At 58.0% G+C, this 23498-nt stretch carries 22 protein-coding genes; 2 read left to right on the plus strand and 20 right to left on the minus strand.

Annotated features, from left to right (window positions below):
• Positions 1–68: 68 nt before the first annotated feature.
• From V3O24_RS16035 to V3O24_RS16050, 4 genes are read right to left on the minus strand one after another with little or no spacing between them, the layout of a single operon-like run.
• Positions 69–1529, minus strand: a complete 1461-nt coding sequence (locus tag V3O24_RS16035) for a DUF3526 domain-containing protein (RefSeq protein ID WP_331307991.1) — start codon at positions 1527–1529, stop codon at positions 69–71.
• Between the two features lie 12 nt (positions 1530–1541).
• Complete coding sequence (locus V3O24_RS16040) at positions 1542–3008, minus strand: DUF3526 domain-containing protein (RefSeq protein WP_331307992.1); 1467 nt, start codon at positions 3006–3008, stop codon at positions 1542–1544.
• Positions 3005–3814: an ABC transporter ATP-binding protein gene (locus tag V3O24_RS16045; protein WP_331307993.1), complete on the minus strand. Its 810-nt coding sequence runs from the start codon at positions 3812–3814 to the stop codon at positions 3005–3007. Before V3O24_RS16045 ends, V3O24_RS16040 begins: the two co-directional genes overlap by 4 nt.
• A gap of 14 nt (positions 3815–3828) precedes the next feature.
• A complete protein-coding gene (locus V3O24_RS16050) occupies positions 3829–6027 on the minus strand; it encodes a TonB-dependent siderophore receptor (RefSeq protein WP_331307994.1) in 2199 nt (732 codons plus the stop codon).
• Here V3O24_RS16050 and V3O24_RS16055 point away from each other — a divergent pair.
• Complete coding sequence (locus V3O24_RS16055; RefSeq protein ID WP_331307995.1) at positions 6015–6143, plus strand: hypothetical protein; 129 nt, start codon at positions 6015–6017, stop codon at positions 6141–6143. The genes V3O24_RS16050 and V3O24_RS16055 overlap by 13 nt on opposite strands.
• A gap of 214 nt (positions 6144–6357) precedes the next feature.
• On the opposite strand, the gene V3O24_RS16060 is transcribed toward V3O24_RS16055, so the two are convergent.
• The 11 genes from V3O24_RS16060 to V3O24_RS16110 form a co-directional block, all read right to left on the minus strand.
• The gene (locus tag V3O24_RS16060; protein WP_146083299.1) at positions 6358–6660 is read right to left on the minus strand and encodes a hypothetical protein; all 303 of its coding nucleotides are present in this window, start codon (positions 6658–6660) and stop codon (positions 6358–6360) included.
• A gap of 13 nt (positions 6661–6673) precedes the next feature.
• On the minus strand, positions 6674–6907 hold the full coding sequence (locus V3O24_RS16065; RefSeq protein ID WP_331307996.1) for a hypothetical protein: 234 nt from the start codon (positions 6905–6907) through the stop codon (positions 6674–6676).
• Positions 6908–7509: 602 nt separating this feature from the next.
• Positions 7510–8772 carry a PepSY-associated TM helix domain-containing protein gene (locus tag V3O24_RS16070; RefSeq protein WP_331307997.1) on the minus strand — a complete coding sequence of 421 codons (1263 nt, stop codon included), beginning with the start codon at positions 8770–8772 and terminating at the stop codon, positions 7510–7512.
• A gap of 301 nt (positions 8773–9073) precedes the next feature.
• Positions 9074–11170 carry a TonB-dependent siderophore receptor gene (locus tag V3O24_RS16075; RefSeq protein WP_331307998.1) on the minus strand — a complete coding sequence of 699 codons (2097 nt, stop codon included), beginning with the start codon at positions 11168–11170 and terminating at the stop codon, positions 9074–9076.
• A gap of 75 nt (positions 11171–11245) precedes the next feature.
• Positions 11246–11764 (minus strand): ParB N-terminal domain-containing protein, encoded by a 519-nt coding sequence (locus V3O24_RS16080; RefSeq protein ID WP_331307999.1) that lies wholly within the window; start codon positions 11762–11764, stop codon positions 11246–11248.
• Positions 11765–11766: 2 nt separating this feature from the next.
• Complete coding sequence (locus V3O24_RS16085) at positions 11767–12963, minus strand: type III PLP-dependent enzyme (protein WP_331308000.1); 1197 nt, start codon at positions 12961–12963, stop codon at positions 11767–11769.
• Complete coding sequence (locus tag V3O24_RS16090) at positions 12960–13721, minus strand: aldolase/citrate lyase family protein (protein WP_331308001.1); 762 nt, start codon at positions 13719–13721, stop codon at positions 12960–12962. Before V3O24_RS16090 ends, V3O24_RS16085 begins: the two co-directional genes overlap by 4 nt.
• Positions 13721–15478, minus strand: coding sequence for an IucA/IucC family protein (locus tag V3O24_RS16095; protein ID WP_331308002.1), 1758 nt, complete (start codon positions 15476–15478; stop codon positions 13721–13723). The genes V3O24_RS16090 and V3O24_RS16095 overlap by 1 nt, the downstream gene beginning before the upstream one ends.
• 4 nt (positions 15479–15482) lie before the next feature.
• Entirely contained in the window at positions 15483–17213 is a 1731-nt protein-coding gene (locus V3O24_RS16100) for an IucA/IucC family protein (protein ID WP_331308003.1), read from the minus strand.
• A 13-nt stretch (positions 17214–17226) separates the two neighbouring features.
• On the minus strand, positions 17227–18432 hold the full coding sequence (locus V3O24_RS16105) for an MFS transporter (RefSeq protein WP_331308004.1): 1206 nt from the start codon (positions 18430–18432) through the stop codon (positions 17227–17229).
• Positions 18429–19931: an IucA/IucC family protein gene (locus tag V3O24_RS16110; protein ID WP_331308068.1), complete on the minus strand. Its 1503-nt coding sequence runs from the start codon at positions 19929–19931 to the stop codon at positions 18429–18431. Before V3O24_RS16110 ends, V3O24_RS16105 begins: the two co-directional genes overlap by 4 nt.
• Between V3O24_RS16110 and V3O24_RS16115 the strand changes: the two genes are divergently transcribed.
• Positions 19812–20150, plus strand: coding sequence for a hypothetical protein (locus V3O24_RS16115; protein WP_331308073.1), 339 nt, complete (start codon positions 19812–19814; stop codon positions 20148–20150). The genes V3O24_RS16110 and V3O24_RS16115 overlap by 120 nt on opposite strands.
• 41 nt (positions 20151–20191) lie before the next feature.
• Here the strand turns inward: V3O24_RS16115 and sbnB are convergent, their stop codons facing one another.
• The 5 genes from sbnB to V3O24_RS16140 all read right to left on the minus strand — a co-directional run bounded on the left by sbnB (position 20192) and on the right by V3O24_RS16140 (position 23399).
• Positions 20192–21217, minus strand: a complete 1026-nt coding sequence (gene sbnB / locus V3O24_RS16120) for a 2,3-diaminopropionate biosynthesis protein SbnB (RefSeq protein ID WP_331308005.1) — start codon at positions 21215–21217, stop codon at positions 20192–20194.
• Positions 21214–22203: a 2,3-diaminopropionate biosynthesis protein SbnA gene (sbnA, locus tag V3O24_RS16125; RefSeq protein ID WP_331308006.1), complete on the minus strand. Its 990-nt coding sequence runs from the start codon at positions 22201–22203 to the stop codon at positions 21214–21216. Before sbnA ends, sbnB begins: the two co-directional genes overlap by 4 nt.
• On the minus strand, positions 22200–22586 hold the full coding sequence (locus tag V3O24_RS16130) for a hypothetical protein (RefSeq protein WP_331308007.1): 387 nt from the start codon (positions 22584–22586) through the stop codon (positions 22200–22202). Before V3O24_RS16130 ends, sbnA begins: the two co-directional genes overlap by 4 nt.
• Before the next feature lie 334 nt (positions 22587–22920).
• On the minus strand, positions 22921–23145 hold the full coding sequence (locus V3O24_RS16135) for a hypothetical protein (protein WP_331308008.1): 225 nt from the start codon (positions 23143–23145) through the stop codon (positions 22921–22923).
• A gap of 29 nt (positions 23146–23174) precedes the next feature.
• Entirely contained in the window at positions 23175–23399 is a 225-nt protein-coding gene (locus V3O24_RS16140; RefSeq protein ID WP_104422379.1) for a hypothetical protein, read from the minus strand.
• Between the last annotated feature and the right edge of the window lie 99 nt (positions 23400–23498).

Here is a 23498-nt window from a genome sequence, read left to right on the forward strand (position 1 = left end):
TTTCGTTTGTCGGAACGCCGGAATCGGCCTGTCGGTTCCGGCGGTTTCCCATTTATGCCTGAGCTTGGTTATGCCGTAATCGGATAATCCCGGATGCGGCGAAGGCTGAACAAATATAGCACAGCAATCGGGACAACCAAGCCGAGCAGCCCGCCGAGCAGACGCATATTGGTTTCGGAAGCGGCCGGACCGGCATAGACAAAGCGCGGAAAATGTTGGTAATCCTCGAGTGTGAGCGGCGTGTTCTCAAGCACTTTCGGCAGGAAAAACGCTTGCCATTCGCGGTGAAACGCATCGACCTGTTCAGACAAATGCCGGTAGCGGCTGTTGTCGGTGCCGGCTACGGCGTTTAACGCCTCCTGCATCACAATCGCCGGCGATAAAAAGCGCAGACTGTCGACGACGCGCTGTTGCCGCGCCAATTGCCTATCGTACCCCGCCATGATTTGGCTAATCCGGCCGGCCGCCGCTTGCTGCACCAATACCCGCTTCCTGATGGCCGCAACGTCATCGGCTTTTGCAAGCGGTTTCGCGGTCATTTCGGGATGCTCTTGCTCAAAACGCGCAACGGTTGCGTCGGACTCCTGGTTCGCATCGGTTTGTGCGGCGCGGATCTGTCCTACCATGGCGACGCGGGACGGAACCGGGTAGGCGACGTTGACCGCGATGCTGATAAAGCTCGGCAACACCAGCAAAATCACAATCCACAGCCCCGTCAACATCAGCGCGTTCTGTGCGGATGATTTGGCCAGCACGTTGACCGCCGCGGCCAGGGTCAACCAGAACAGGATGTAAGCCAGCAACAGCAGCATCCACCAGCCCAGCCGCACCAAGCTATCCATCGTCGACAAATCGGTACCGATGGCCAGCAAGCAGATCACCGTCATGCCGGCAGTCAGCGAGAAGACAAGCGCCGCGCGAAAGCCGAGTTTACCGGCGATCAAAACCCAAAGCGGCACCGGGTTTGTCATTGTGACAGCCAGCGTACCCTGCTCGTGCTCGGCGGAGAGTACGTTGTACGACAGCGCAATAATCAGCAGCGGCAATAAAAACACGACGACAAAAGCCAGATCGAAATTGCCGATCAGCAAATTGCCGGGGTTTTCGATTTCCTCGTTTAAGGCGAACGACTCTTTGTTATCGGAGGATACCTTGACGTAGGGCGGGTTGAGATCGCTTTGGCCGATTGCGGTCGCGGCGAATGCGGTAGGCGGCAGCACGGCATAGCTTGCCGCATGGCGATTGCCCACCCAATAGGCGTTGACCGGATTTTCAAACGCCTTGGCCGGTGCAAGGCCGCCCGCACCAATCCGGGCCAGTTTGTCTTTCAGCTCTTGCAGGCGCACCGACTCTTCGGTTTGCGCCGCATGCACGGCTTGCTGCTGTTTGTTGATCCATGACTGGCCGTTGACAAACGCGTAACCGACTGCCGCAACCAGAATCAATGCGACAAAAAAATCCAGGCGGTCGGCGCGGAACAGTGAGCGCTCAAAGTTAAATATCTCTTTTAAATACAGTGATGTGTGCATTGTTGCTAGTCCTTATAATGGCCGTAAGCGCCGCATAGCCGTTACCGCAAAAGCGATTGCCCCGAACATCCAAGCCGATAAAATCCCCAGATTCAAGCTCTGTTCGGCGATAGCGGTTCTTGCTTCCGGTATTTTGTGTTCCAGCTCCGGGATCTGTTCCCACAACCGGCGGTTCGATACATAGTTGTTGTCGCCGTTTTTGTGGTGCTGAATCAGGTCTTCGCTCATCGCGGTCTGGATCTGCCGCCGGTACAGTTCGGCAGCCGTGGCGAAGCGGTTTTGATGAAAGGTATCGGTGCCCGCCAAGCCCATCGAAAACGGCCTGAGCGCGGCCAGCGGGAACGCAAACCCGGCGATCGCGCGGATACGTTCCTGGCGCGCATAGATGGCCCAGAGCGCGCCGTAGTGCTCGTCGTAAATGCGGTAGCCGTTCTCGTCGTCTTTGCGTAAGGTCAGGCCGCGAAAGCTGACCGGCAAATCCTCAATGCGGGTCACGTTGTACTTTTTAAATACTTCATCGCGGAAAGCGGCGAAAGCGGGATGCGTTTCATCGTGACCAAAAGTCGCTTTGCGCGCTTCGTTGAGGCCGTTTTGGAATTCCGCCTTGGTCGGCGTCGGGCTGACGATGCGGGCTAAATCCGTCATGGCCCGTGGCGCGATAAAACCGTTCACTACCCAAAACGCGAGCAGCCCGATCAACGCTTTGCGGGATGACGACGAGGCGGCCGATACGCCCAACGCCAATGCAATAAACCCGGTCAAATAAATTGCGTAGCCCAGGATCAGCCAAGTGCTCCGCAGGTATAAATTTTTCGCGTCCGCATGTTGATCGTCGACAAAACCCAGCGCGATAAAGCCGAGCAGCGCCACCGGCAGCAGTAAAGCGCCGACGGCCGCGATAATCGCCAGGCCTTTGCCGATCAGCAATTGCGTAGGCTTTACGCCGATGCTCAACAATTGCCGAAGGGTGCCGCGTTCGCGCTCGCCGGTGAATGCGGAAAATCCGAGCAGCACAATGACCAGCGGCGCGAGTATTTGTAATACGAACGCCATGGTCAGCTCGCCGAAGCGTTGCAGCGAGGTTGCATCCCGCGCCGGACGGAAATTGAATTCGTTTTGTTTGTGGGCTTCCACCCACACCGTCGAGCCGACAAATTGATCGATGCCCGGATCGATGAAAGCCAACGGACTTACCGGCTTGAAAGCGTATTGCCCAAAATGGGCCGCCTGGTGCGGATTTTTATCGCCCTGATCAAGCCATTGCTGATAAGTCACTGCGCGCGCCGCGGCGTGCTCGCCGTCAACGCGCTGCATTTGCCGCCAGCCCAGAAACAGAGCGATCAACATCAGCAGCAGAATGATGCCGCCGGTCCACCAGAAACGCGAATCGCGCAGCAGCTCAACTAATTCCTTGCGTGCAATGGTATCGATAACGCCGGCACCGGTTTTGCCGCCGGCAACAGTTGCGGCGGTATTCATCGGGCCTCCTTTTGTCCGGCAACTGCTCCCTGCATGGCGCTCGGCAACTGCTCCGTGCGTTGCTTTGCCTCCCCCGTCCTTGGGGGCGCGCCTCCTGCATCGGTGCAGGAGGCGATATCGAGATAAATACGTTCGAGATCGGCGTGGCCCAGATCATCGGTCGTCATCGTCGAGACCAGTATCCCGCGCTGCATGATGCCGACGCGCGTACCGACCTGCTTGGCCAGGAACAGGTCGTGGGTAGCCATCAGGATCGCCACGCCCTCGGCCTTGAGCCGGTCCAGCAGTTTGGAGAATTCGTTGGCCGCTTGCGGATCGAGGCCGGAGGTCGGCTCGTCGAGCAGCAATGCTTTGGCGTTTTTCGCCATCGCAATCGCAATGCCGACTTTTTGCCGCATGCCTTTCGAGTAACCGGAGACGCGTTTGAACGCCGCCTCTTTCGCCAGCCCGGCTTCGGCGAGCAACTTGAGCAATTCATGCTCGGGCCGCTTATGCCCGAGCGCGAGCGTGGTGAAATAGTTAAGATTCTCCAGGCCGGAAAGGCTGGGGTAAAGCATCACCGTTTCAGGAATATAGGCGATGTGGCGCTTTACCTCGAGCGGTTCCGCGCTGACGTCGATACCGTTTACCAGCGCCCGCCCGGCGGTCGGCGTCACGAAATTCAGGAACAAATTGATTGTCGTGGTTTTGCCTGCGCCGTTCGCGCCCAGCAGGCAGAAAATCTCGCCGCTGTTGACGGTCAGGTTCAGTTTGTTCAGGGCAATGACGCCGTTATAGGCTTTAGTGAGTTCAGATGCTTGCAGCATGTCAGGTCTCCGCTTTAGTTAAAGTTAAAACGCAGGCTGCCGTAAACGCTAAGCGGGTCGCCGGGCAGAGCGCCGACAAATGTCGGGTTGGTATAGTAATTCTCATCGGTCAGGTTCTTCAGGTTAACCGCGGCTTCCCAGCGGGGTTGGCGATAGGCGATTGCGGCGTCGACCGTCGTGTAGGACGGCACTTTGAGCAAGTTCAGGTTATCCGCATAAGACTCGCCTTTATGGGTAACGCCTACGCCGAAGCTTAGGCCTTTGACAGCCCCTTGCTGGATTTCATAATTGTTCCAGATGCTGAATGTTTCTTTGCTGACGCCTGTCGGGGTAGTGCCGTAAATGCTGCGATTGTTGACGCCCAAAGTCGCATTGCTGGCGACGGCCCGAGACAGCGTTTCCGGGTCCATCCATACCGCATTGCCGGTGATATTCCAGCCTGCGAGCGGGTGGACGCCAATATCCATTTCCACGCCTTGGGACCGGTCTTTGCCGTCCTGGGTCGCCAGGCCGTTGTTGCCGGGCAAGGTGACGAAATAGTCGCTGCGCTCGGTATCGAACAGCGCTGCATTCAAGTCGACCTTGCCGTCCAGCAGCGTGGTTTTAGCGCCGACTTCCACCTGTGAAGAGGTTTCAGGCGCTGTCGGGTAGGCCTTGCTTTCTGTACCCAGGTTGATGAATGCCCCTTCGCTATAGCCCGCGTAAAAAGCCAGGTTCTTGGTCGGCTGAAATACTCCGCCTATCGATCCGGTGGTGAAGGACTTGCTTTCGTTAATTTCACGGTATTTGGATATGCCCGCGAGACTCTGAACCGTCCGTTCAAAGCCTTTGTCGTCGTAATTGATAATGTCGTGGCGGACGCCGCCGCGCAGTTTCCAATGTTCGCCGAACGCCAACTGGTCTTGTCCGTAGAAAGACACGGTATCGCTGGTCATTTTTCGGTCGAACAGCTGGTAGTTGGTGTTTCCTGCCAGCGAAGTTTCCAATACGACCGGGTTCAACAAGTTGGCGATATTGGGGAACATATAAATATCGACATTCGAGTCGATGTCGGTATTTTTATATTCAAATCCGCCGAGTATCGTGTGATCAATCGGTCCGGTGCTTGTTTTCCAGGTCAACTCATTCTGGAACGTGGTGTAAGAAGCGTCATCGGCTTGTCTGCGCGCGTTTCGCCCCGTTACGGTGTTCGCCAACGTGGCGGTGGCGGACAGGTTTCTGATTAAGTCCAGCTGACGGTTTTCAGTGGTCATTGCGGTGCGCATGCTCAATGCGTCGGAGAATGTCCAGTCGTGGGTGACGCCGACCCGGTTGATTTGCTGGTCTGTTTTATTAAACGGGGTGTAGTAGCGGGTTTCGCGGGAGACCTCGGGAAGATTGCCTTTGGCGTCGAAAAGGATGCCGAAATTGTCCGGCTTAACCTGGATATCGCGATGATCGAAATCAATGGTCAGCGTTTTATTATCGGCTATGTTCCAGGTCAGACTCGGGGAAATTTCGACAATGTCGCGGCCTAAACCGCGAAAGCCGTCCGAGTGTTCGCCGTTCACGATTAAGCGGCCCGCCGTATCGTTCAGCATCGGCCCGGTCAAATCGAGATAGCCGGTGCCTGTGCCGAAACTGCCGAACGTTGTGCCTCCCGATACATTGAACTTTTTTTGCGGCTTTTTGGTGATCATGTTAATGCTGCCGCCGCCGTTCGCAGCGCCGAACAGTGCGGAGCCGGGGCCTTTTAACACTTCGATGCGCTCGACGTCATACAGGGTGCGGTAATAGCCGTTTTGGGACGGCCCGTCGGGCATATCGTCGCGTAAAAAGCTTAAACTCAAACCGCGCGAGGTATAGTTATTGGCATAACCGTAGCCGCCCGCCATTTGCGGCTGAACGCTGCTGACATTGCGCATGGCGTCATTCAGGGTGATGGCGGCCTGTTCCTTGAGCAGTTTTTCCGGCACCACCGCCACGCTGGCCGGAATATCGCGCAACGGCGTATCGGTCTTGCTGCCCGTTCTCGCGACATCGTCAGGGGATCCGGGGTATATCCGCGCTGCGTTGGTCTTGACTTCCGGCAGCACGGTTTCGTTTTTCGGCTTGGCCGGCGGTATTTTCTTGCTTGCCGCGGTATCGGCCAACGTGACTAACGGTGCGCCGGCAAGCGCCAATAGCAATGCCGCACTGGCGCGTCCTTGCCTGCGTTGGAATGGATGTTTCATATAAAGCCCCTGTTGTTTTGTATAGAGATGGTTGGCTGGCTATACAAGCGGCAAAAGCTTATTGGCTGGCTGGAGATGAGATTGAAAAATTAAATATTGAAGAATTAAATCCGTAAACCACAAAAGCGCGTTGGTTGCCGCAGTTCCCGTTTTCGTGATGTTGGCGTAGCGGCAGTTATAGCGAGTCCAGCACAAAAAACACCGTCAGCCCGAGCGAGCCCAGCCAAATTGGAGTGCAGGCTGCGCCTGCTTGGCAAGCAGAGCTTGCACTCCAAAATACCGGAAAACTTTAGCTCGATTACTTATCAATACTGACTGAGTACCAGTGAATTAATGGGCGGTTTTTCTATCCGTTGAAATATTTGTCCTTTGTTCCAACAAAGTCGCTCTTATGTTTTGCCATTGTTGCAGCAGTTGCAAGTATAGGGTTCGGCAATCAGGAGAACCGGCTACATCAGGATGCTCAATTACCAGACGAATGTGGCTGACAATAAAGTGGGCAAGCTTAGGACATTGATCCTTATGAAATCGTGTCATTAAAAAGCAGAGGGTGGAATGTAATTTAATAAACGATAAATCATCGGTTTTTTTTTCTTTAATGAGCGTTGCGATGCTATTCAGGTTTTGTTCCACGGTTTTTCCTTTATCAGTTGCATTCATGAGGCTGAATAAAATCATTAAGCTGATTTTGCATTTTTTGGGAATGCCTTGAGTATTTGACGTACTTTCCCCGCTTGTTTTTAGCAATACTTAAATTTGCAAGTAAGCGGTAATATCGGGAAATGAGCAGGGCAATACAAGGATTTTGCAGAGCTTCATATTGAGTTTTCAAATATTCGATAGCCATTAATAACGTCTCTTGCTGATCTTTTTCAGACATAGTAATTCTCCTGATATCCGGTTTTATTCTTTTTTCGTTAATTTCACAGTGGATAGGAATAATTTCCAGACCGTTTTTTTCGAGTCAATATCCAGGCACTTAAAATCCACTGCATGAATACATTCGCTTTCAATGAGTGAGGCTAATGTATGTACCGAGAGTGCTATGTGTACCAAGTTATTTTCCATGTTAAAACCGGATCAAGTTTTATTTGACGTTAATGATAACGATTCCTATTTACAAGTCAAATGAATTTCTTCTTCCCGATGGCTTTTATGATGCGATCTTATGAAATACAGTGAGCCAACTGTCGAGGCATAGGTATCTACACAAGTTCTAGCCCCTTCTCCCTTGAGGGAGAAGGTTGGGATGAGGGGAATATAAAGGGTTGTTTTTATTCTCCTCACCCCAGCCCTATCCAGCAGGAGAGGGAGCTAGGCCGACTTATAACTTATTGTATTTATAATGTAAAAAGTTGTGGAGATACTTATGCTGTCGAGGGGAAATACACGCATGGTTGAGGGGGGAATGGCAGTCTTTATGCTTAAAGCACGGTATGCTTTTTAACATACCGGCCTATAGGCTTTATCACCGTCTTGATTTCATCGTGAGACCGGCTGAGCCGCTCTGCCTCTTGATTTACGCTTCCTATTCCAGATCAGCACCCCGGTTATCGATAACATTACCGTCGCCAGTCCGGTAATGCAGACAACAATCCGTCCCGGCAGGCCAAGAACTTGACCGGAATGCAGCGGAAACTGCCAAGCGAGGAACTTGTCGGACGGGGTGCCGCTGCCGTAGCCTCGCCGGCCTCTGAGTTGACCTGTGTCGGCATCGACAAATACCTGTTCAAAGCCAAGGATGAAGGCCGATTCGCCGCGTCCCTGCTCCTGAAAACCTACCCGATAAACGCCCCGCGCCGGCATGTAACCGACGAAGTCGGGCTGCATACCGCGCGCTTGCTCAGGCAACAGGGTTCGCGCGCGTTCGATGGCGGCCTCGAACGACAGTTGCGGCGCGGGCTGTACGCCGGAGCGTTTGGGCAGCGCCTGTACCGGGTTGGGGCTCAACGTGCCGAACAGGCTCACCACGGGCCGGAACACTTCCTGAGCCAGGTTGAAATACGCGCCGCTCATGGCAAGCGTGAACAGCATGCCCCAAAGCCACAAACCGCCGGCACGGTGTAAATCGAAATTGAGGCGTGGAGCACCGGCGCCGCGCTTGATTAGCCAGGCCGGTTTCCAGCGTTGCCGCCAATTCCTTTCGGTCGAGTAGCCTACTGTTCGGCAAGCCGATGTTTTGGGGTTCCGATAGCTTGGCAGCGTCAAATAAACCCCGACCAAGCAATCGAACATCCATGTCAGTGCCACCAGTCCCATCAACCAGACTCCCCAGCGTTCCGGCAGGTGCATCGAACGGTGCAGGCCATAGAGGAAGGGCATCAGGTGTATCCGGTCCGCACGCAATGCGTCCGTTTGGCGACCGCCCAGTATCCGCCCATCGTAGGGATCGAGATAGACCTCATCGATGTCAGGCACATTCGGTTTGCCGTCGGCGGATTGGTTGCCCGGACTCAAACGCACATGCACACTCTCCCGGTCCGCGCGGTGCAGCGCGAGAAAGCTGACCTGGGTATTCGGATACGCCTTCTGTACGGCGGCAACCAACGCATCCGGCCCGAGTGCCGCAGTCCGGCGCTCCTGCACACGGAACAGGCCGGGATTCAATGCCTGATCCAGCTCATGATAAAAAGCCAGCAACGCCCCGGTGAGTCCGCTCACAATCAAGAACAAAGCCATGCCCAGGCCCGCATAGCGATGGACTTTGGCAAGGAAAGGGCGCACTCGCCAACCGCGCGCGGTCATGATTCCCTTGCCGGCGCAAAAACCAGCTTTCGCCGAAAGTGGCACAGTCTGTCCGATGCCCGGGCAATACGCGAACATAGCACTGCTAAGGCCGGGAGACAGGATTGAAAAACAGGAGATTTCATGGCTATTTTTTCCCTTTAGATGGTAGAAATCATGATAATTATTCAGCCGGAGATCAATACGGATTAAACAGATTGCTTTGTAAGGCGCAAGGCAAAAGGGCGCGCCTTTTGCCTTTAATCTTTATGCAAAATGTACCCGCCCTTGGTAGCCCGAGCTACCGCAACGGCAGCGGCGGTCAGAATTCGACCTTGGCTGCGAGCTTTAGCGAAATCGGCGCGCCGACCCCCAGCAAGCCGTTACCCGCGGCACTCCAGTAATTATTGTTGGTCGCATTGTCGAGCACCGCCTGAACCGTGGTCAGCTTGCCCGCAATGCGGGTCGCATAGCGCGCGCCTAACGACAACACCGCATAGTCATCGACGAAAGCCTGGTTTTCACTATTGACCGGGCGCTTGCCCACGTAATGTACCCCGCTGCTGAGCGACAGTCCCGGCACGCTTTGCAGGCGATACTCGGCGAACAGGCTGGCGGTTTGCTCCGGCGTGTTATCGGGCGTCTTGCCGAAGGTTGCCGTATTGGCGGCGTTCAGCTGCTTGGCATTCATGAACATGGCCGACCCGATCAGCGACAGTTGCGGGGTCACTTCGCCGGAGGCCGACAATTCCACGCCCCTGTACTGCGCCATGCCGTTCAGCACAAAGCGATTGGCCGAGTCTACCGTGGTCGATGCGCGCTTGATGTCGAAATACGCCGCCTGCAGCAATATCCCTTTTCCAAGCTCCGCCTTCACGCCGGCTTCCTTCTGCTCCGACACAGCCGGGGCCAATATCTCGCCATTATTGGCGCGGTTGGCCGGCGCTTGCCCGCTTTCCTCAACCCCTTCAATGTAACTGCCGTAGATCGATACGTTGGTAAGAGGCTTATACGTCAGCGCCAGCGACGGATTGATAGTGTCCGCCTTAAAACGCGAGGTAGCTCCGACGCTCTCATAGTTGCTGCCGCGCACTCCCAGCATGGCTTGCCATTTCTCGCCAAGCAAAACGCGGTCGGATAAATACGCGCCCAGGTCCGTTATTTTCGATGAATTTGAAGTGAATGGGGCGGTCGGAGATCGTTGTGGGATGTCAACCGGGTTGTACAGGTTTTGCGTCACGTCGAACGTGGAGGAGGAGCGGGGATCCTGACTGCGCTCATTGCCGGTAACGCCCAGCGACACTTCATGCGTGATCCACTCGCCCGGAAAGCGGCCGAACACTTCGCCGCGAATATTCTCGTTATTCCACTCCGCTCCACGCTGGAAGAAAGTGCGCAGGGTGCCTTGGCCGGTGGCGAGATTATAGTTTTGGAATTGCGAGAAATTACGGTCGCGCAGGACTTCCGCTTTACCGGCTTCGACTAACAACGCCCAATCGTCATTGATCGCATAATCGGCGCGCAGCAGCAGATTAGTGGCTTCGGCGTCGTATTTCTGCCATTCGCCGGCGAGATTGCGGGTCGCGTCCGGTACGCCGGGCAAGGTGATAACGCCGTTGACTGCCGCAGGCACCTGGATTCCCGCCTGCTCGGAGACTTCTTTGCGGTAATGTTCAATATCGAATTTCAGCGAAAGTTTATCGTTGACCAGCCAGTCAAAAGCGCCCGAAGTCAGCGCACGGTAGCCGGAAAAATTGTCGATGCCGATGTCCTCGCGGCCACCGAGCAGGTTGACGCGCGCGCCGAATTGCTGCCGGTCGCCAAAGCGCCTGGCCGCATCAATGTGTCCATTTGTCCCGCCATATTGGTTGGCCTGCACCGACACATTGGTAATTGGATTCTTGCCGGCGCGTTTGGTGACCATGTTGACGATACCGGAGGGCGGCACAAAGCCGTAATAAAGCGACGAAGCGCCTTTGAGCACTTCGACGCGTTCCTTGTTCTCCAACGGAATGTCGATCAGATTGATGACCGGCAATGATCCGTTCAGCCGGTAATTGCTGCGATTTTCCACCAGAATGCCGCGAATCGAAATATTGTCGTAAGTCGAACCGTTCAATTGCGCGCGGGTAACGCCGGCCGTGTTACGCAAGGCGCCGAACAGGGTGCTCGCCGCTTGGGCATCGAGCACCTCCCGGGTGACCACGTTGCTGGTCTGCGGAACGTCGAGCGGCGCCATGTCGCGGAATGTGCCGACCTGAACGACATTGGACTTGAAGCTCTTGCTTTGCTCGGCGGCCACATTCACGGTGGAAAGCTGCGTGGCCGGTTCGGCCTTGTCTAGGCTCTCGGCGTTGGCCTGGGGAAGCAAAAACGCCAGCGTAAGACCGCTTGCTAAGGTGGGTAAATTAAATTGCATGGAGGATACCTCTTTAGGTTGATGTGTATGAAAAATAAGATGCTTATGCAAAGTACGCAGCCGGTGACGGCGCGGCTAGGGAGGGTTGCCCGGCCGGGTGGCAAAGCCGGACGGTATCCACCGTTCGGCGGACTTCCTGATCATTTTTGCCGCATGCCGGTCAACGGATCGCACTGCGGACGAGGGAAGCGGTGCGCCCCGGTCTTGCAGCAGCCATAATGAAATGTTGCAGACGGGTAGCGGCGACGGAAACCGATGGCGGGTCGTTTTGGGTGGGTATAAGTCTCCGGTCCGGGCGCGGCGCACGATCTCCTGGGGGGTAACGATATAGCCCTGCTGCGTGGCGATGACCTCCACCTGCTCGTAGTCGAGGAGCAGGCACGGAACATGGCTCAGCTTGAGCCGCCGCGCCGCCTCGAAGCGGTGATGGCCGTCCATGACGGCCAAACTGTTGCGTTCGAGCGTAATCGGAATGCGCCAGAGCTGCTCGCGCATGATCGTATCGGCCAAGGCCGCGGCATGTTCGGGATGGTGGCGTTCGTTTGGGCGAATAAGGTCTATGCGCACAAAATGGATGGGAAGAGAACAAAGCATGGTCAGATCCTTTCTATACAGTTGTCTAGGTACACCCGGTCCGGGTGCGGGTGACTCAGGAAGTCGTGATGGGAAATGTGCCAGCCGTAGGCGCCGGCCAGCAAGAAAGCGACACAGTCGCCCGCGCGCAGGTCATCGACGTGGGCGTCGCGCGCCAGGACGTCCTTGGGCGTGCAGAGTTCGCCGCACAGCGTGATTTGGGCGTGGTGTACGCCTGGACGCGAAAACGGGTAAGGCCAAGCGTCGCGCGGCAGGATCACGAACGGGTGATTGTGTTGCCAAGACACCGGTAAGCGGAAATGGTGCGATCCGCCGCGCAAAATGGCGAAGTGTTTGCCGTAGTTACTTTTCACGTCGGTGACTTCGGCCAGGTAATAACCGCAGTCGGCGGTCAGGAAGCGGCCGCATTCGAAGATAATGCCGAAGCCGGGTTGACGCGCGGCGATCAGCGCCGATAGTCCGGCGCAGAAGCCTTCCCAATCGAATTGCGCGAGCGGCTCGGCGTAGTTCACGCCGATGCCGCCGCCGACATTGAGCCAATCGAACGCCAGCCCATAGCGGCGCTGCCAAGCTTCCGCCAAATCAAAGTAGTGTTCGAGCAGGGCAAGATGGGTCAGTGCATCCAAATTGTTGGAGATGGCATGGATATGCAGGCCTTTCAGGCGCACGCCCGGTAGGCTTAGCGCCAATTCAATCAGCGCCGGTATCCGCGCCTCTTCGATGCCGAATTGACTGGCCTGTCCGCCCATGCGCAACGTGGCTTGCTGCGGCACATGCGCCGGATTGACCCGCAGCAGGATGTTCGCCACTTGGTTGCGCTGGCGCGCGATCCAATCGAGACGCCGCAACTGGTGTTCGCTTTCCACGTGGATCAGTGTGACCCTGTGCTCAAGAGCGCCTTCCAGTTCGGCATCGGTCTTGCCGGGACCGCCGAATATAACCGGCACGGCGCTGTCGACTGCGCGCACGCGCTGAATTTCACCCAGCGACGCTACTTCAAAGCCGTCGCTACGCTGTAACAGCGACTCCAGGATCGGCGCGTCGCTGTTGGCCTTGATGGCGTAGAACAGCTTGCATTGCGAAGGCAGGTTACGGCGTAGCGTGTCGACGCGCCGGCGCAAATGCGCCAAATCGTACAGATAGGCGCACACCGGCTCCGTTTGGCCTTCCAGGTAATTATGTAACTGTTGCAGGTTCATTGCTCGATGTCCTTTAGTTGATGTTGGGTCAGATGGGCGGCCATAGCGCGGCGGGCGATACCGCGATCGTCGCCCAGGATGAACATGCGGACTTGGTTTCGGCGCCAGGCTTGAAAATCCTCCGGCGCGCGCGGCAGGGCGCAGAAGGTTTTGCCGTGCTGTAAAGCTGCCGCGTGTATGCGCGACACCGCCGCACAGACGTCCGGGTGGCGGGTCTGCCAAGGCAGTCCGAGCGACTGCGAGAGGTCGGCCGCGCCTTCCAGCAGCACGTCGATTCCGTCCACCGCAGCGATGGCGTCGGCTTGTTCGACGCCTTCACGGTCTTCGATCATTGCCACTACCAGGGTGTGCTCGCGCTCAGTTGCCATGGCAGCGGCCAAGTCGTCGCGGCCGTAGCCGTTGCGCCAGGTGGCGTTCAGACTACGGTCGCCGCGCGGGGAAAAATGACAAAGCCGCACCGCATCCAGAGCGGCTTGCGCCGAGCGGATGCGTGGAAACACGATGCCTTCGGCCCCGGCGTCCAGCGCCTGCAACGCTTGATGCGGAGCCGCCACCCGGACCAGCGCGGCTATGCCGCCGGCGCGTGCCGCCAACAACATGCCGGCAAGTTGTTCTGGGCCAATCAGCGTGTGTTCCAGGTCGATCACCGCGAAGTCGTAACCGGCCGCGGCGATAAGCTCGACGGAGAGTGCGGCCGGCGTCGAGCAAAACAGCCCGTATAGCGGCTCGTTCAGTTGCAAGCGGGCTTTCAGGCGCATCACAGCTTGCCCTGTTGCGCCAGTGGGTTTGGCGCAAGCCGCGTGCGCAAACGGATTTCCTGCCGGAATCGGCGGCTGGCGAGCAGTTCAATCGAGACCTGATCGGCAAAGCAGTCGAATAACGCATAACGCGCCGCCAGCCGCGGATGACGCTGTTGATGAGCGCGAAGCACCTCGCGGGTGATCTGCCAGAACCGCGCCTCGGCCATATCGTAGAAGCGCTGGAATAACCAGGCCAGTTCGGCCAGATTGACGAAGAACAGCGCATCGAAAGTAAAATCTCGCAGTTCGTCGGCGTCGTCGGTTTCCAGAAAAGAGTTAGGATTGACGCGGGCATGCTCGGCGGGCGGTGCTGTCAGCACCGGTGCGGGACCGGACAGCAGCGCCTTGCTGAAGCGCACGCCGTCGTGAAAATCCTTGAGCGCCACGCGCGCCGGCAGCCCGTCTTCGTGCAGCAGGATCATGTTTTGCGCATGCGATTCCAGCGCCGTGCCGTGTTCCCACAACAGATGCAATACCGGCAGCCAGGCGCGCTCGATCAGCCGCTTTAACCACGCTTCGGAGCCGTAGCGCTTTACCCACGGGTCGATAAAGGGCCGTCCATCGGCGTCCACATGCATCAAGGCCGTCATCGGAAGCGCGGCTTCACCGGGCTGCAAATGGTTATGCACGCTTTCGCGCCAGATGCAGGCCAATGCCCCGTACTGTCCGTGCGCCGGAGCCTTAGAGCTGAAACTTACGCCGGCCACTTCGCGCAACAGCACCGGCCGCGCCATCGGTTCAGCCCAGTCGGTGCGCTCCACCAGCGCGTGCAGCCAGTCGCTGATGACAGGGGCGTTTTGCACGGTATGGGGCGCCAGCACGCGCGACGTGGAAGTATTGACTAGGTTCATCGCCAGCTTGAGCGACAGGCGGCCGGGGTCGCTCAGGTTGCTCAGGGTGCGGATCGATTGTTGCGGCAGGTAATGATCCGCTAGCGGCCCGATCGGCAGCAATTCGCCGCGCGCCATCGCCTGATGGTAGCCGGGCAGGATCACTTCGTCCCATTGCCAAGGATGAACCGGCAGCGGCAGATAGTCTTCGGCCTGCAATCCGCGCCGAGTCAGCTCATCGGAAAAAAGCTGCCCGTCCGCTTCGCCGAGCAACGGCAGGCCCGGCGTGGCGCTGACAGCCCAACGGCTGCAATCGCGGCGCACCGCCAACAGCAACGGCGTCACAGTCGGCGCGAACTCCGGCGCATAGGCGCTGTTGTCGGACAACGTGAAGCCGAGGCGCGATTTATAGCTCGGATGGTACGGGTGGCTATCGGTCAGCCGGGCCTCGACCGTATCGTAATCGGCGTCGCGCAATGCCTGATAGCCGCGCGCATGCAGGGTTTGGGCATCCTTGATCTGGGTCGCCGTTAGTTCTGCCGCGAACCGGCTGAGCAGGATTGGGTCGGCGCCCAGCCATGGCGCGATTTCCGCCAGGAACAGCGCGGGATCGGTCGCGTCTTCGCTAACGCCGTCAGCCTCGCGCAGCAGCGGCTCAGTGATGCGTATGCGACCGAAACTGAAAGTATGTTGCGCACGGCACCGGTAGCTGACCGGCGCGTGGTCGGCACTGAGGGCGGGCACAATCAGCGTTTCGCCCTGCCACTCGTAGCGCGGTAACGCGTCTTCGAACAGCAAGGCTTCCAGCAGTTGGCGCAGCACGCGGCGGCTGGCCTGCCGGTAAAAGGGACTGTCGAGCAGGTTTTGATAATCGTAGGGTTGCATGGAGTTACCTTTGAGATAGCATGGGGTTGGGGATTTCGACCCAGACCGGACGTTCGCCGTGTTGATGGAAACTGCTGAGCATGTTGGCTTTTGCCGGCAGCGTAGGTTGGTTGAGTAATGTCTGTGCCAGCGGGTTGCCGGTCGCATTAAGGTTATCCGCGGTGTCCCGCCACAGCACGGCCTCCGTGATCAGTCCGGTGCGCGCCAGACAGGCAATGGCATGGCCTATGTGATTGACCAGCACGTAATACTGGAAGCGATGCCATGCTTGCTCTTCCTCGTACAGCGCGGGACTGTCGGGGTTCAGCCGGTCGAGGAACGGAAAACGCGCGCGGCTGATGCTGGCGCCTTCCATATCGCGCGCATAGCCGCGCACCGGCCAGCCGCCCAGGAAAGCCATCATGGTGTTTTGCAGATGCGCTTCCAGGCTGATGCCGTAATCGGAAAATAGCCGAAGCAACGGCAGCAGCGTGACGTCGAGGTAGCGGGCCCACCACGTCCTAACCAGCGCCTCGTCGGGCGCTTGTATCCCGGCTGCTTGCCGAAGCAAGGCCAGCAATGGGATTTCCCCGTCAGCCGATTCCTCCAGCACCGACGCAAGCACCTGAACGTGTTCGGCTTCCTCAAGCGGCATCGCTTGCCGGTACACCACTGCGCAAGCGGCGCGTAGTGCGTCGCTCGACAGCTTCAAGGTCCGGCTTCCCAATTCCGGAAGAATGCGGAACACGGATTGTTCGAGTACCTGCCGTGGCAGAAAAGACAGAGCGAGGCTGGCGTCCAGCGCCCGCTCGACCTGCTCGGGCGGGTTGTTACGGATGAAATTGGTGATGCGGATGTCGAGCGATAGTTTGAGGAACAGACTTTGGCCGGGCAGCCACACCGTGCGAACCGAAGACGTGGGCCAAGCCGCTTCTCCCAACGGACCCAACGAGATCAGCGAACGGCTTTTTACCAGTGCATCGATTCCAGGCAGGCCCAGTAAATAATTAGCTTGCCAGGGATGGCACGGCAACAGCCGATAATCGCCATCGGCCAACAAGTTTTCGGCTAAGCGGGCCGCCTCAGGATCGACCGGCAAGCAGTCTCCGCCCAGGACGCGCTCGTCGAGCAGTCCGTCGGCTACCGCGAAGTAATGCAGGCGGAACGAGGCTCCCAGCTCGGGGGCGTAACGCTGCATGTCTTCTTCGCTAAAGCCTTCCGAGGCTTTGGAGGTCACATGGAAAATGTGGCCGAAACGCAAGCCTTGCTCGGCTGCCAGAAAAGACGAGCGCAGCCCATCGGGCTTATATCGGTGGAAGCGATGCACCTTATCGATACTGTTGTACATCAGTGTCTTCAGGCGGTCGCGACAGTGATCCGCGGCATCGGCAGGATGATTGCCGGTCGCAGCGAGCGTGTCGACGATCAGATCGACCAGGGGCTTTACGTCGTCGGTTAGGGGGCTCCAGTCGCCGTTCCGTTCGATCCACGCGAAAGGCGATACGCGGTGGTAGCCGATCGGAGAGAAGTAGCTTAGAGCGCCGACCCACTGATACCCGGTTTGGGCAAACGATACCCGGTAAGGCATCAGCCCGGCGGCTCGCCAAGCTTCAATCGGCGCATGCAGTTCGACCGGCCCCGGCTCGGCAGGCGCAAGGCGGGGGTCGAAACAAGCGGTTTCCCGGCAATAAGTATTGAGGTACTGTTCCACCAGACGCCGCTCTATTGCGGCAAGTTGCGGTAGGTGTGGTGACATCTGAATTTTTCCTTTAATTTTGTTTACAGGGAGTTAAAGCGGCATGTCGGCCGCTATGAACCAGCAATCCGGCGGCCAGGAACAATGCCGCCACCGGCCAAACGAGGTTGACTTGGTCGAGGCGCGGCATCAGAACCATGATCAGCAGCGGGCCCAGCAGTTGGCCGACGACCATGAAACTCCTGCTTAAGCCTGTCACATGCCCATAGGCCGAGGCAGGCAGTTGACGGCTACAGGCCAGCAGCATCGACTGCGCCAGCGCTGCATAACACGCGCCCTGAACCATCCGCAGCAGGGCGACGAGCCAGATTTGGTCGGCCACAGTCAGTAATCCGATCGACAAGGCGCAGCCAACGGCGGCCAGCGTAAAATGACGTCGCGGTTCGCCGCGGTCGTTGAGACGGCCCCACAGCGGACCGGCCAGCATGGCGGCGAGCCAGCCCAGCGCGTGCAGCAGCCCGATCTTGCCGGCGGTGGCGTCGGCAGCGGGGAAATGAGCCGTCACGTAAAGCGCAAAGACATTGACCAGCGCGAACGCGGCGGCCTGAATCAAACAGGCGGCGAGCATCCATTTGCGCAAATCGGCGTCGGCGAGTACGGTGCGCAAGCCTGCGAACTGCGGAACATCGGGAACGGGCTTTGTTTTTGGCGGTTCGCTGAGCCGGCTCCACAGCAGCCCGCCGATGATGCCGGTCAGCAGCGCGCTGGTTGTCAGCAGCGGCTTGAGCGACCAATAGTCCAGCATGATGCCGCCAAGGATCGGCCCCGCCAGCGAACCGCAGGCGACGGCGCTTTCCTGCAAGCCCAGCGAGCGCCCGCGCGATGCGTCGTCGCTGACGTAACCGATGAAGGCGGTCAGCACCACGCCGATGGTGCTGATGCCTTGCAGCAAGCGGCCCAGCATGAAACCGTAAACATTCGGACTCAAGGCCATCAGCAGCATGCTGACAATAAACACGGTCAGCGACACTAGCAGCATGCGGCGATAACCGAAGCGGTCGCACCATTGACCGGCGTAGGGGGCGGAGCACAACACGCCCAAGGCCGGCGCGGCTAAGGCGAGACTGCTCCAGCGCGCCGCGCCGACCGAGTCCGGCTGCGTCAGCGTCGCCACGTATAGCGGCATGATCGGCACCAGCACCATCATGCCGAGCGTGGTCACGGCCTGACAGCTCAGCAGCAGCGCAAGGTTGCGGGAACTCGACAGCACCGCGCTCATTTATTACGCTCCACGGCCAGCAAGGGATTGATCAATCGCCCCATTGCGCTGGGCATGCCGGTGCCTAAGCTCGGGCGGCTGAGCAGCGGCGCGAGCACCTGCTTGAATGGCCAATTGGCTTCGTCCAGCAGCAGAGTCTTGGTCTGAGCGGCGATTTCATCCGGTAGCGGCACGCATGCCAGGCAGTCTTCCAGCACCGTGCGGACGATATGCCAGCCATGCGCTTCTTCGCGGCCGTAGCGTTCGGCCAGCGCGGCGAGAATGGCGTACAGGTTGACTTCGATGGCCAAGGTTTGCAGATAGGCCAGCAGTTCGCGCGGACTGTCCGGTTCCAGAGTATTGGGCGTGCCGCGGTCGATGACGTAATAGGGCGCTGTTACGCCTTGGGCCTGCATCAGCGGCCGGCAGATGCGCAAGGTGTCGTGGTCGCGCAGCACCAGCGCGGCGATACGCTTCCCCTGGAAAGCCAACAGCACGTTCTGTCCGTGCAGCTCCGGCATCACGCCTTGCGCGAAACAGCGCAGGCCCAACTCCAGCAAAGCGCGGGCGATGTCGGCGAACAGCATCCAAGCCTCTTGTTCATGCGCCGCGCAACCCAGCAGATGATCGAACGCAGGCAGTGCGCCGTCAGCGCTTGTTACCGGCAACGCCGCCATCGGAATCAGCCGGGTTCCCGGCAGCGCCGGGTATCTGCGAATCAGGCAGGCCAGTTCGCCCGGATCGGCTTCGAGTGCGTCATGCTGCCGCAGCGCCCACCATTGATTCTCGTCGCACAGCAGCAAGTTCGACGCCAGCCAGGCGTCCTTCCGGCGCAGGTTTTCCAGACAGGCTCCGGCGAGTACGCCATTGTGCAGATAGCGCGGCGGCAGGGTGCGGATAGCGCCCAGCGCATTGATGGAGAGCGACACTTTAAGATGTATGCCGGACTCTCCGGCGATAGCAAGCGAGCGTATCGAAGCGGTCGGAATCGCCGATCCCGGCCCCGGTCCCAAATCGATATGCGCCGCCGTTTCCGACAGCTCGTCCCAATCAAACCGCGTCCATTGCCACGGATGGACCGGCAACCACAGCCAGGCATCGCCATCGGCGCCGTGAGCGTGGGCGGTCCAGCTCAATGTGTCCCGCTCGATACGGTCGAGCAGGAGTTCTGCAAGGGGCTGGCCGGTCATGGTGCTGCCTCGTAGGTTGTCCCGCAATAAGGCCACCCAATGCAGCGGGACTGATGTCATGGTTTCGGGCGAATAGGCTGTGCCGTCGCTTCCGTCCCAGTCCTTGGCGCGGGCCAGCGGATGGAACGGCCGGTCTTTCAGGCAACTTAGCGCTTCCCAGGACAGCAGGTCGTCCGGGGCCGCTGTCAGTTTGGCGACGATGCTGTGTTCATGCTCAGCCGAGAACGCGGCCTGGACGTAGGCAAGCCGGAAAAACCGGGAAAAGCGGCCGCTCCGGTCGAGCCACCAGTCGGCCGATTGCAAGGCCTCGACGCTTTGGACGGCATTCAAGTCTGTCGGGTGCGTAGCGCCATGCAAGACGACGGGCCGATCCGAAACCCGGAACGGACGCAATCCGGCGGCCCGACGGCCGCGCCAGTGCAGCGACCGCAGTTCGTCGAGCGCGATTTTCAGCACCGTTTCGCCATCGGCGGCCGAATCGAACACACAGTGTTTGCGAAAGTCGTAAAGATCTTCCAGCCAGAGTGCGTCGAACAAGTCTTGAGTTAAGCGCCGCGCATACGGATGATGAGTGTTGGACTCCATAGATTTCAACCGTATAACGGCAGTTGCGTGCCGATTCCGCGCTCGCGCGCCAGATGATAGAAATGCCGTGCGCAGACGATGTCGTCGAGCGCCATGCCCATCGGGTTGAGCAGAATAATCTCCCGATCGTTTTCCCGGCCCGGCTTGTCGCCGACGACGATTTCACCTAATTCGGCATGCAGGCGTTCGCGGCTGAAACGCCCTTCCAGCACCAGCTGGTTGATGATTTTTTTCTCGCGGTTGGACTGTTCCCAATCGTCAACCACCACCTTGTCGGCTCGTTCGTAGACTTCCTTATGCACGTCCATGATCGACACATTACTGACGAAAGCGCCGGGTTTGAGCCAGTCGTAGGGCAAGTAAGGCGCGTCGGCTACCGTGCAGGTCACGATCACATCGGCGGCGCGCACCGCGGCTTCCGCCGAGTCAGCCTTAAGCAAGGCGATGCTCGGGAAACGCCCGGCCAGTTCGGCGATGAAGGTATCGGCAGCAGCGGACGACAAGTCGAACAGATGCAAACGTTCGATCGACGGGAATTGCTCCAGCAATGTTTGCATCTGCATGCGCGCAACCGGGCCGCAACCGATACCGGCGACATCTGTGAATCCGCTACGCGCCAGATCACGCGTGGCGACGGCGGTGATGGCGGCGGTGCGCATGCCGCTGATCAGTCCGCCTTCCATGATCGCAATCGGATAGTTGGTTTGCGCATCGTTCAGCACCACTATCGCGCTGGCGCGCTCCAAGCCGAATCGGGCCGGGTTGTGCTGGCGGCTGCCGATCCACTTGAGCCCGGCGATTGCCTGTTCGCCGCCCAGGTAACAAGGCATCGCGATTATGCGGTCGGCGATATGGTCGGCGCCCGGCCAGCGCAGGTAGGGTTTGAGCGGCTGCACATAATCGCGGCGGACGTGCGCCGTAAGCCCGTCGATGATTGCGTCGACATAGGGCTGTGAATGGCCGCCGCCTAATTCGATCAAGTCGTTGCGGCTGAGATAAAGTAAATCCGGTGAGTTGGTTGGTGTAGTCATGCTATTTGTCCAAGTAAGTGTGATGTGCGGTCCAGATGCCGATCTTTCATGCGCGACAGCCATTCGTCGTCATAGACGGAATCCAGGTAGCGCTCGCCCCGGTCGGGCAGGACGGTCAGGATGCGTGCGCCGCGCGGCGCTTGCGAGGAGAGACGCTGAATGGCTGCGATAACCGAGCCGGACGAGCCCCCGGCGAAAATGCCTTCGTGCTTGACCAGCTCCCGGCAAGCGACGGCCGACTCATAGTCGTCGATATGAATAGCCTGATCGATCTCGCCGCGCTGCAACAGCTCCGGTACGCGGCTGGCGCCGATTCCGGGCAGTTCGCGCGGATACGGCGGGGTGCCGAACAGCACCGAACCGACGGCATCCACCGCCACAACCTTCAGATCCGGCCATGCTTCCCGCAACCGCCGGGAGATGCCATGCACGGTGCCGGATGTACTGACGCCCAGCACCAGATAATCCACCGGCCCATCCAGAGATTTCAGGATCTCTTCGCCCTCGCCGTGATAGTGGCTTTGCCAGTTACGTTTGTTGGCATACTGGTTGATCCATACTGCATCCGGCTGCTCGCGCAACAGGTGTTTTACACGCTCGATACGGGTTTCCAGATAGCCGTTTTGGCTGTCTTTCTCGGTCACCAGTTCGATATCGCCGCCGTAGCATCGAATGATCTTTAAATTGATCGGCGATATTTTCGGATCGACCACCGCCGTAAAACGCAAGCCGTGGATACGGCAAGCCATCGCCAAGGCAATGGCGAGATTGCCCGACGAGCTTTCGACGATATGCGAATCCGGCTGAATAGTGCCGTCGGCCAGACCGCGTTCGATGATGTAGCGCGCCGGCCTGTCCTTGACGCTGCCGCCGGGATTGAGCATTTCCAGCTTGGCGAGAACCTCGCATGGCGAATTGCGAAACAAACGCGACAGGCGGACGATAGGCGTTTCCCCGATGCCGTTAAGAATGCTGTGCAGGATCATTGGGCCGCCTCGCTACGCAATGCATTGAGGCCGGGCGCGCCGATGTGGAAATGGAGGATGTCGAACCGGTGTAGCTTGCGTGTAGCCGCCGCTTCCGGCTGCTTACGGAAGAAGTCAGCCTCATCAGGCGATAAGCGCCGCGTTAATGCGCGATAATCTCGTGCGCTAATAGCGGCCGGAATATCGTTAACGGCGGCTTCGCTACGGAGTAGCTCCGCCGCATATTTATGACAGGTTGATACTTGCATTGCGGTAAAAGTACCTGCGCTTTTCGCTTTCATAGCAGAACGCGGCCGCGGAGTAATCTCCGCAGCTTTGGAATAGAGTGCGTCCGTTAATGTAGCGGTGGTTGGCGGCAGTACTTGATGTTGGTAATAGCGCATAAACATTTTCCTCGTTGAGGTTGGTTTGTTTCTGGCTGGCTACTCACACCCAAGTGATGGCTGGCTAAATGTGGGGCGGCTTATGCATTCTGCATAAGCCTGATTTACAGATTTATTCTCGCTTCAAGGCGATTAAGTTAAAAACAACAGCCGGATAGATAGACTAAGCCCAATGAATACGACCGATTAATACAGGGCATCAGTTTGCTGAAAATACTGCGTTAGCCCGGTCCGTCAATAATGCCAACGACAGGCCGAGGCGGAAAGCTGTCGTTGACCGATTTGCTCGAGATGTGAGTTAGCAGATCAATTCTTGGTTGCATATCAGTTTTCCTTATATATCTATTTGAACGCTGAGCATCACAGAGCGCCCCGGTCCCGGCATTCGACCCAGGCTGATACCCACGCCGCGGAAGTAGTCGTCCTGATTGAACAGGTTGTTGCCGGCAAGACCGATCCGCAGGTTGGCCTTGTTGACACGGAAGACCTTGGTGATTTGCGTGTTCCACAGCCAATAGCCCGGTATTTTGCCTCTGTCGCCAATGGCGTCTTCCAGCACGATGTTGGCGGCATCGGTATAGGCGGAACTCAGGTAAGAACCGTTTTTTCCAGGGTGGTTTTATGGTCAGCTTGATGTTTTTCCTTGTGGTACTTCTTTTCGCTCTCTGCTTCTTCCGTATCGGATACGGCAGCGGTGCGCGCATCGCTTTTTATATCGGCGGCATCCGCCAAACTCGCTATAGGTACTGCGGCAAGCATCAGCAGCAATGTCGCTCTGGTATGCGGTTGCCTGTATTGGAATGATTGTTTCATACAAAGCTTCAGTTGTTTTTGTAATAGTTGGCCGGCTATACAAGCGACAAAAGCTTTTTGGCGGGCTGAATATACGGTTAAAAGTAAATTGGAAAAGCG

It is taken from the genome of Methylobacter sp. Wu8 (assembly GCF_036440755.1).
In the GTDB taxonomy this organism is placed as follows: Bacteria; Pseudomonadota; Gammaproteobacteria; order Methylococcales; family Methylomonadaceae; genus Methylobacter_A; species Methylobacter_A tundripaludum_A.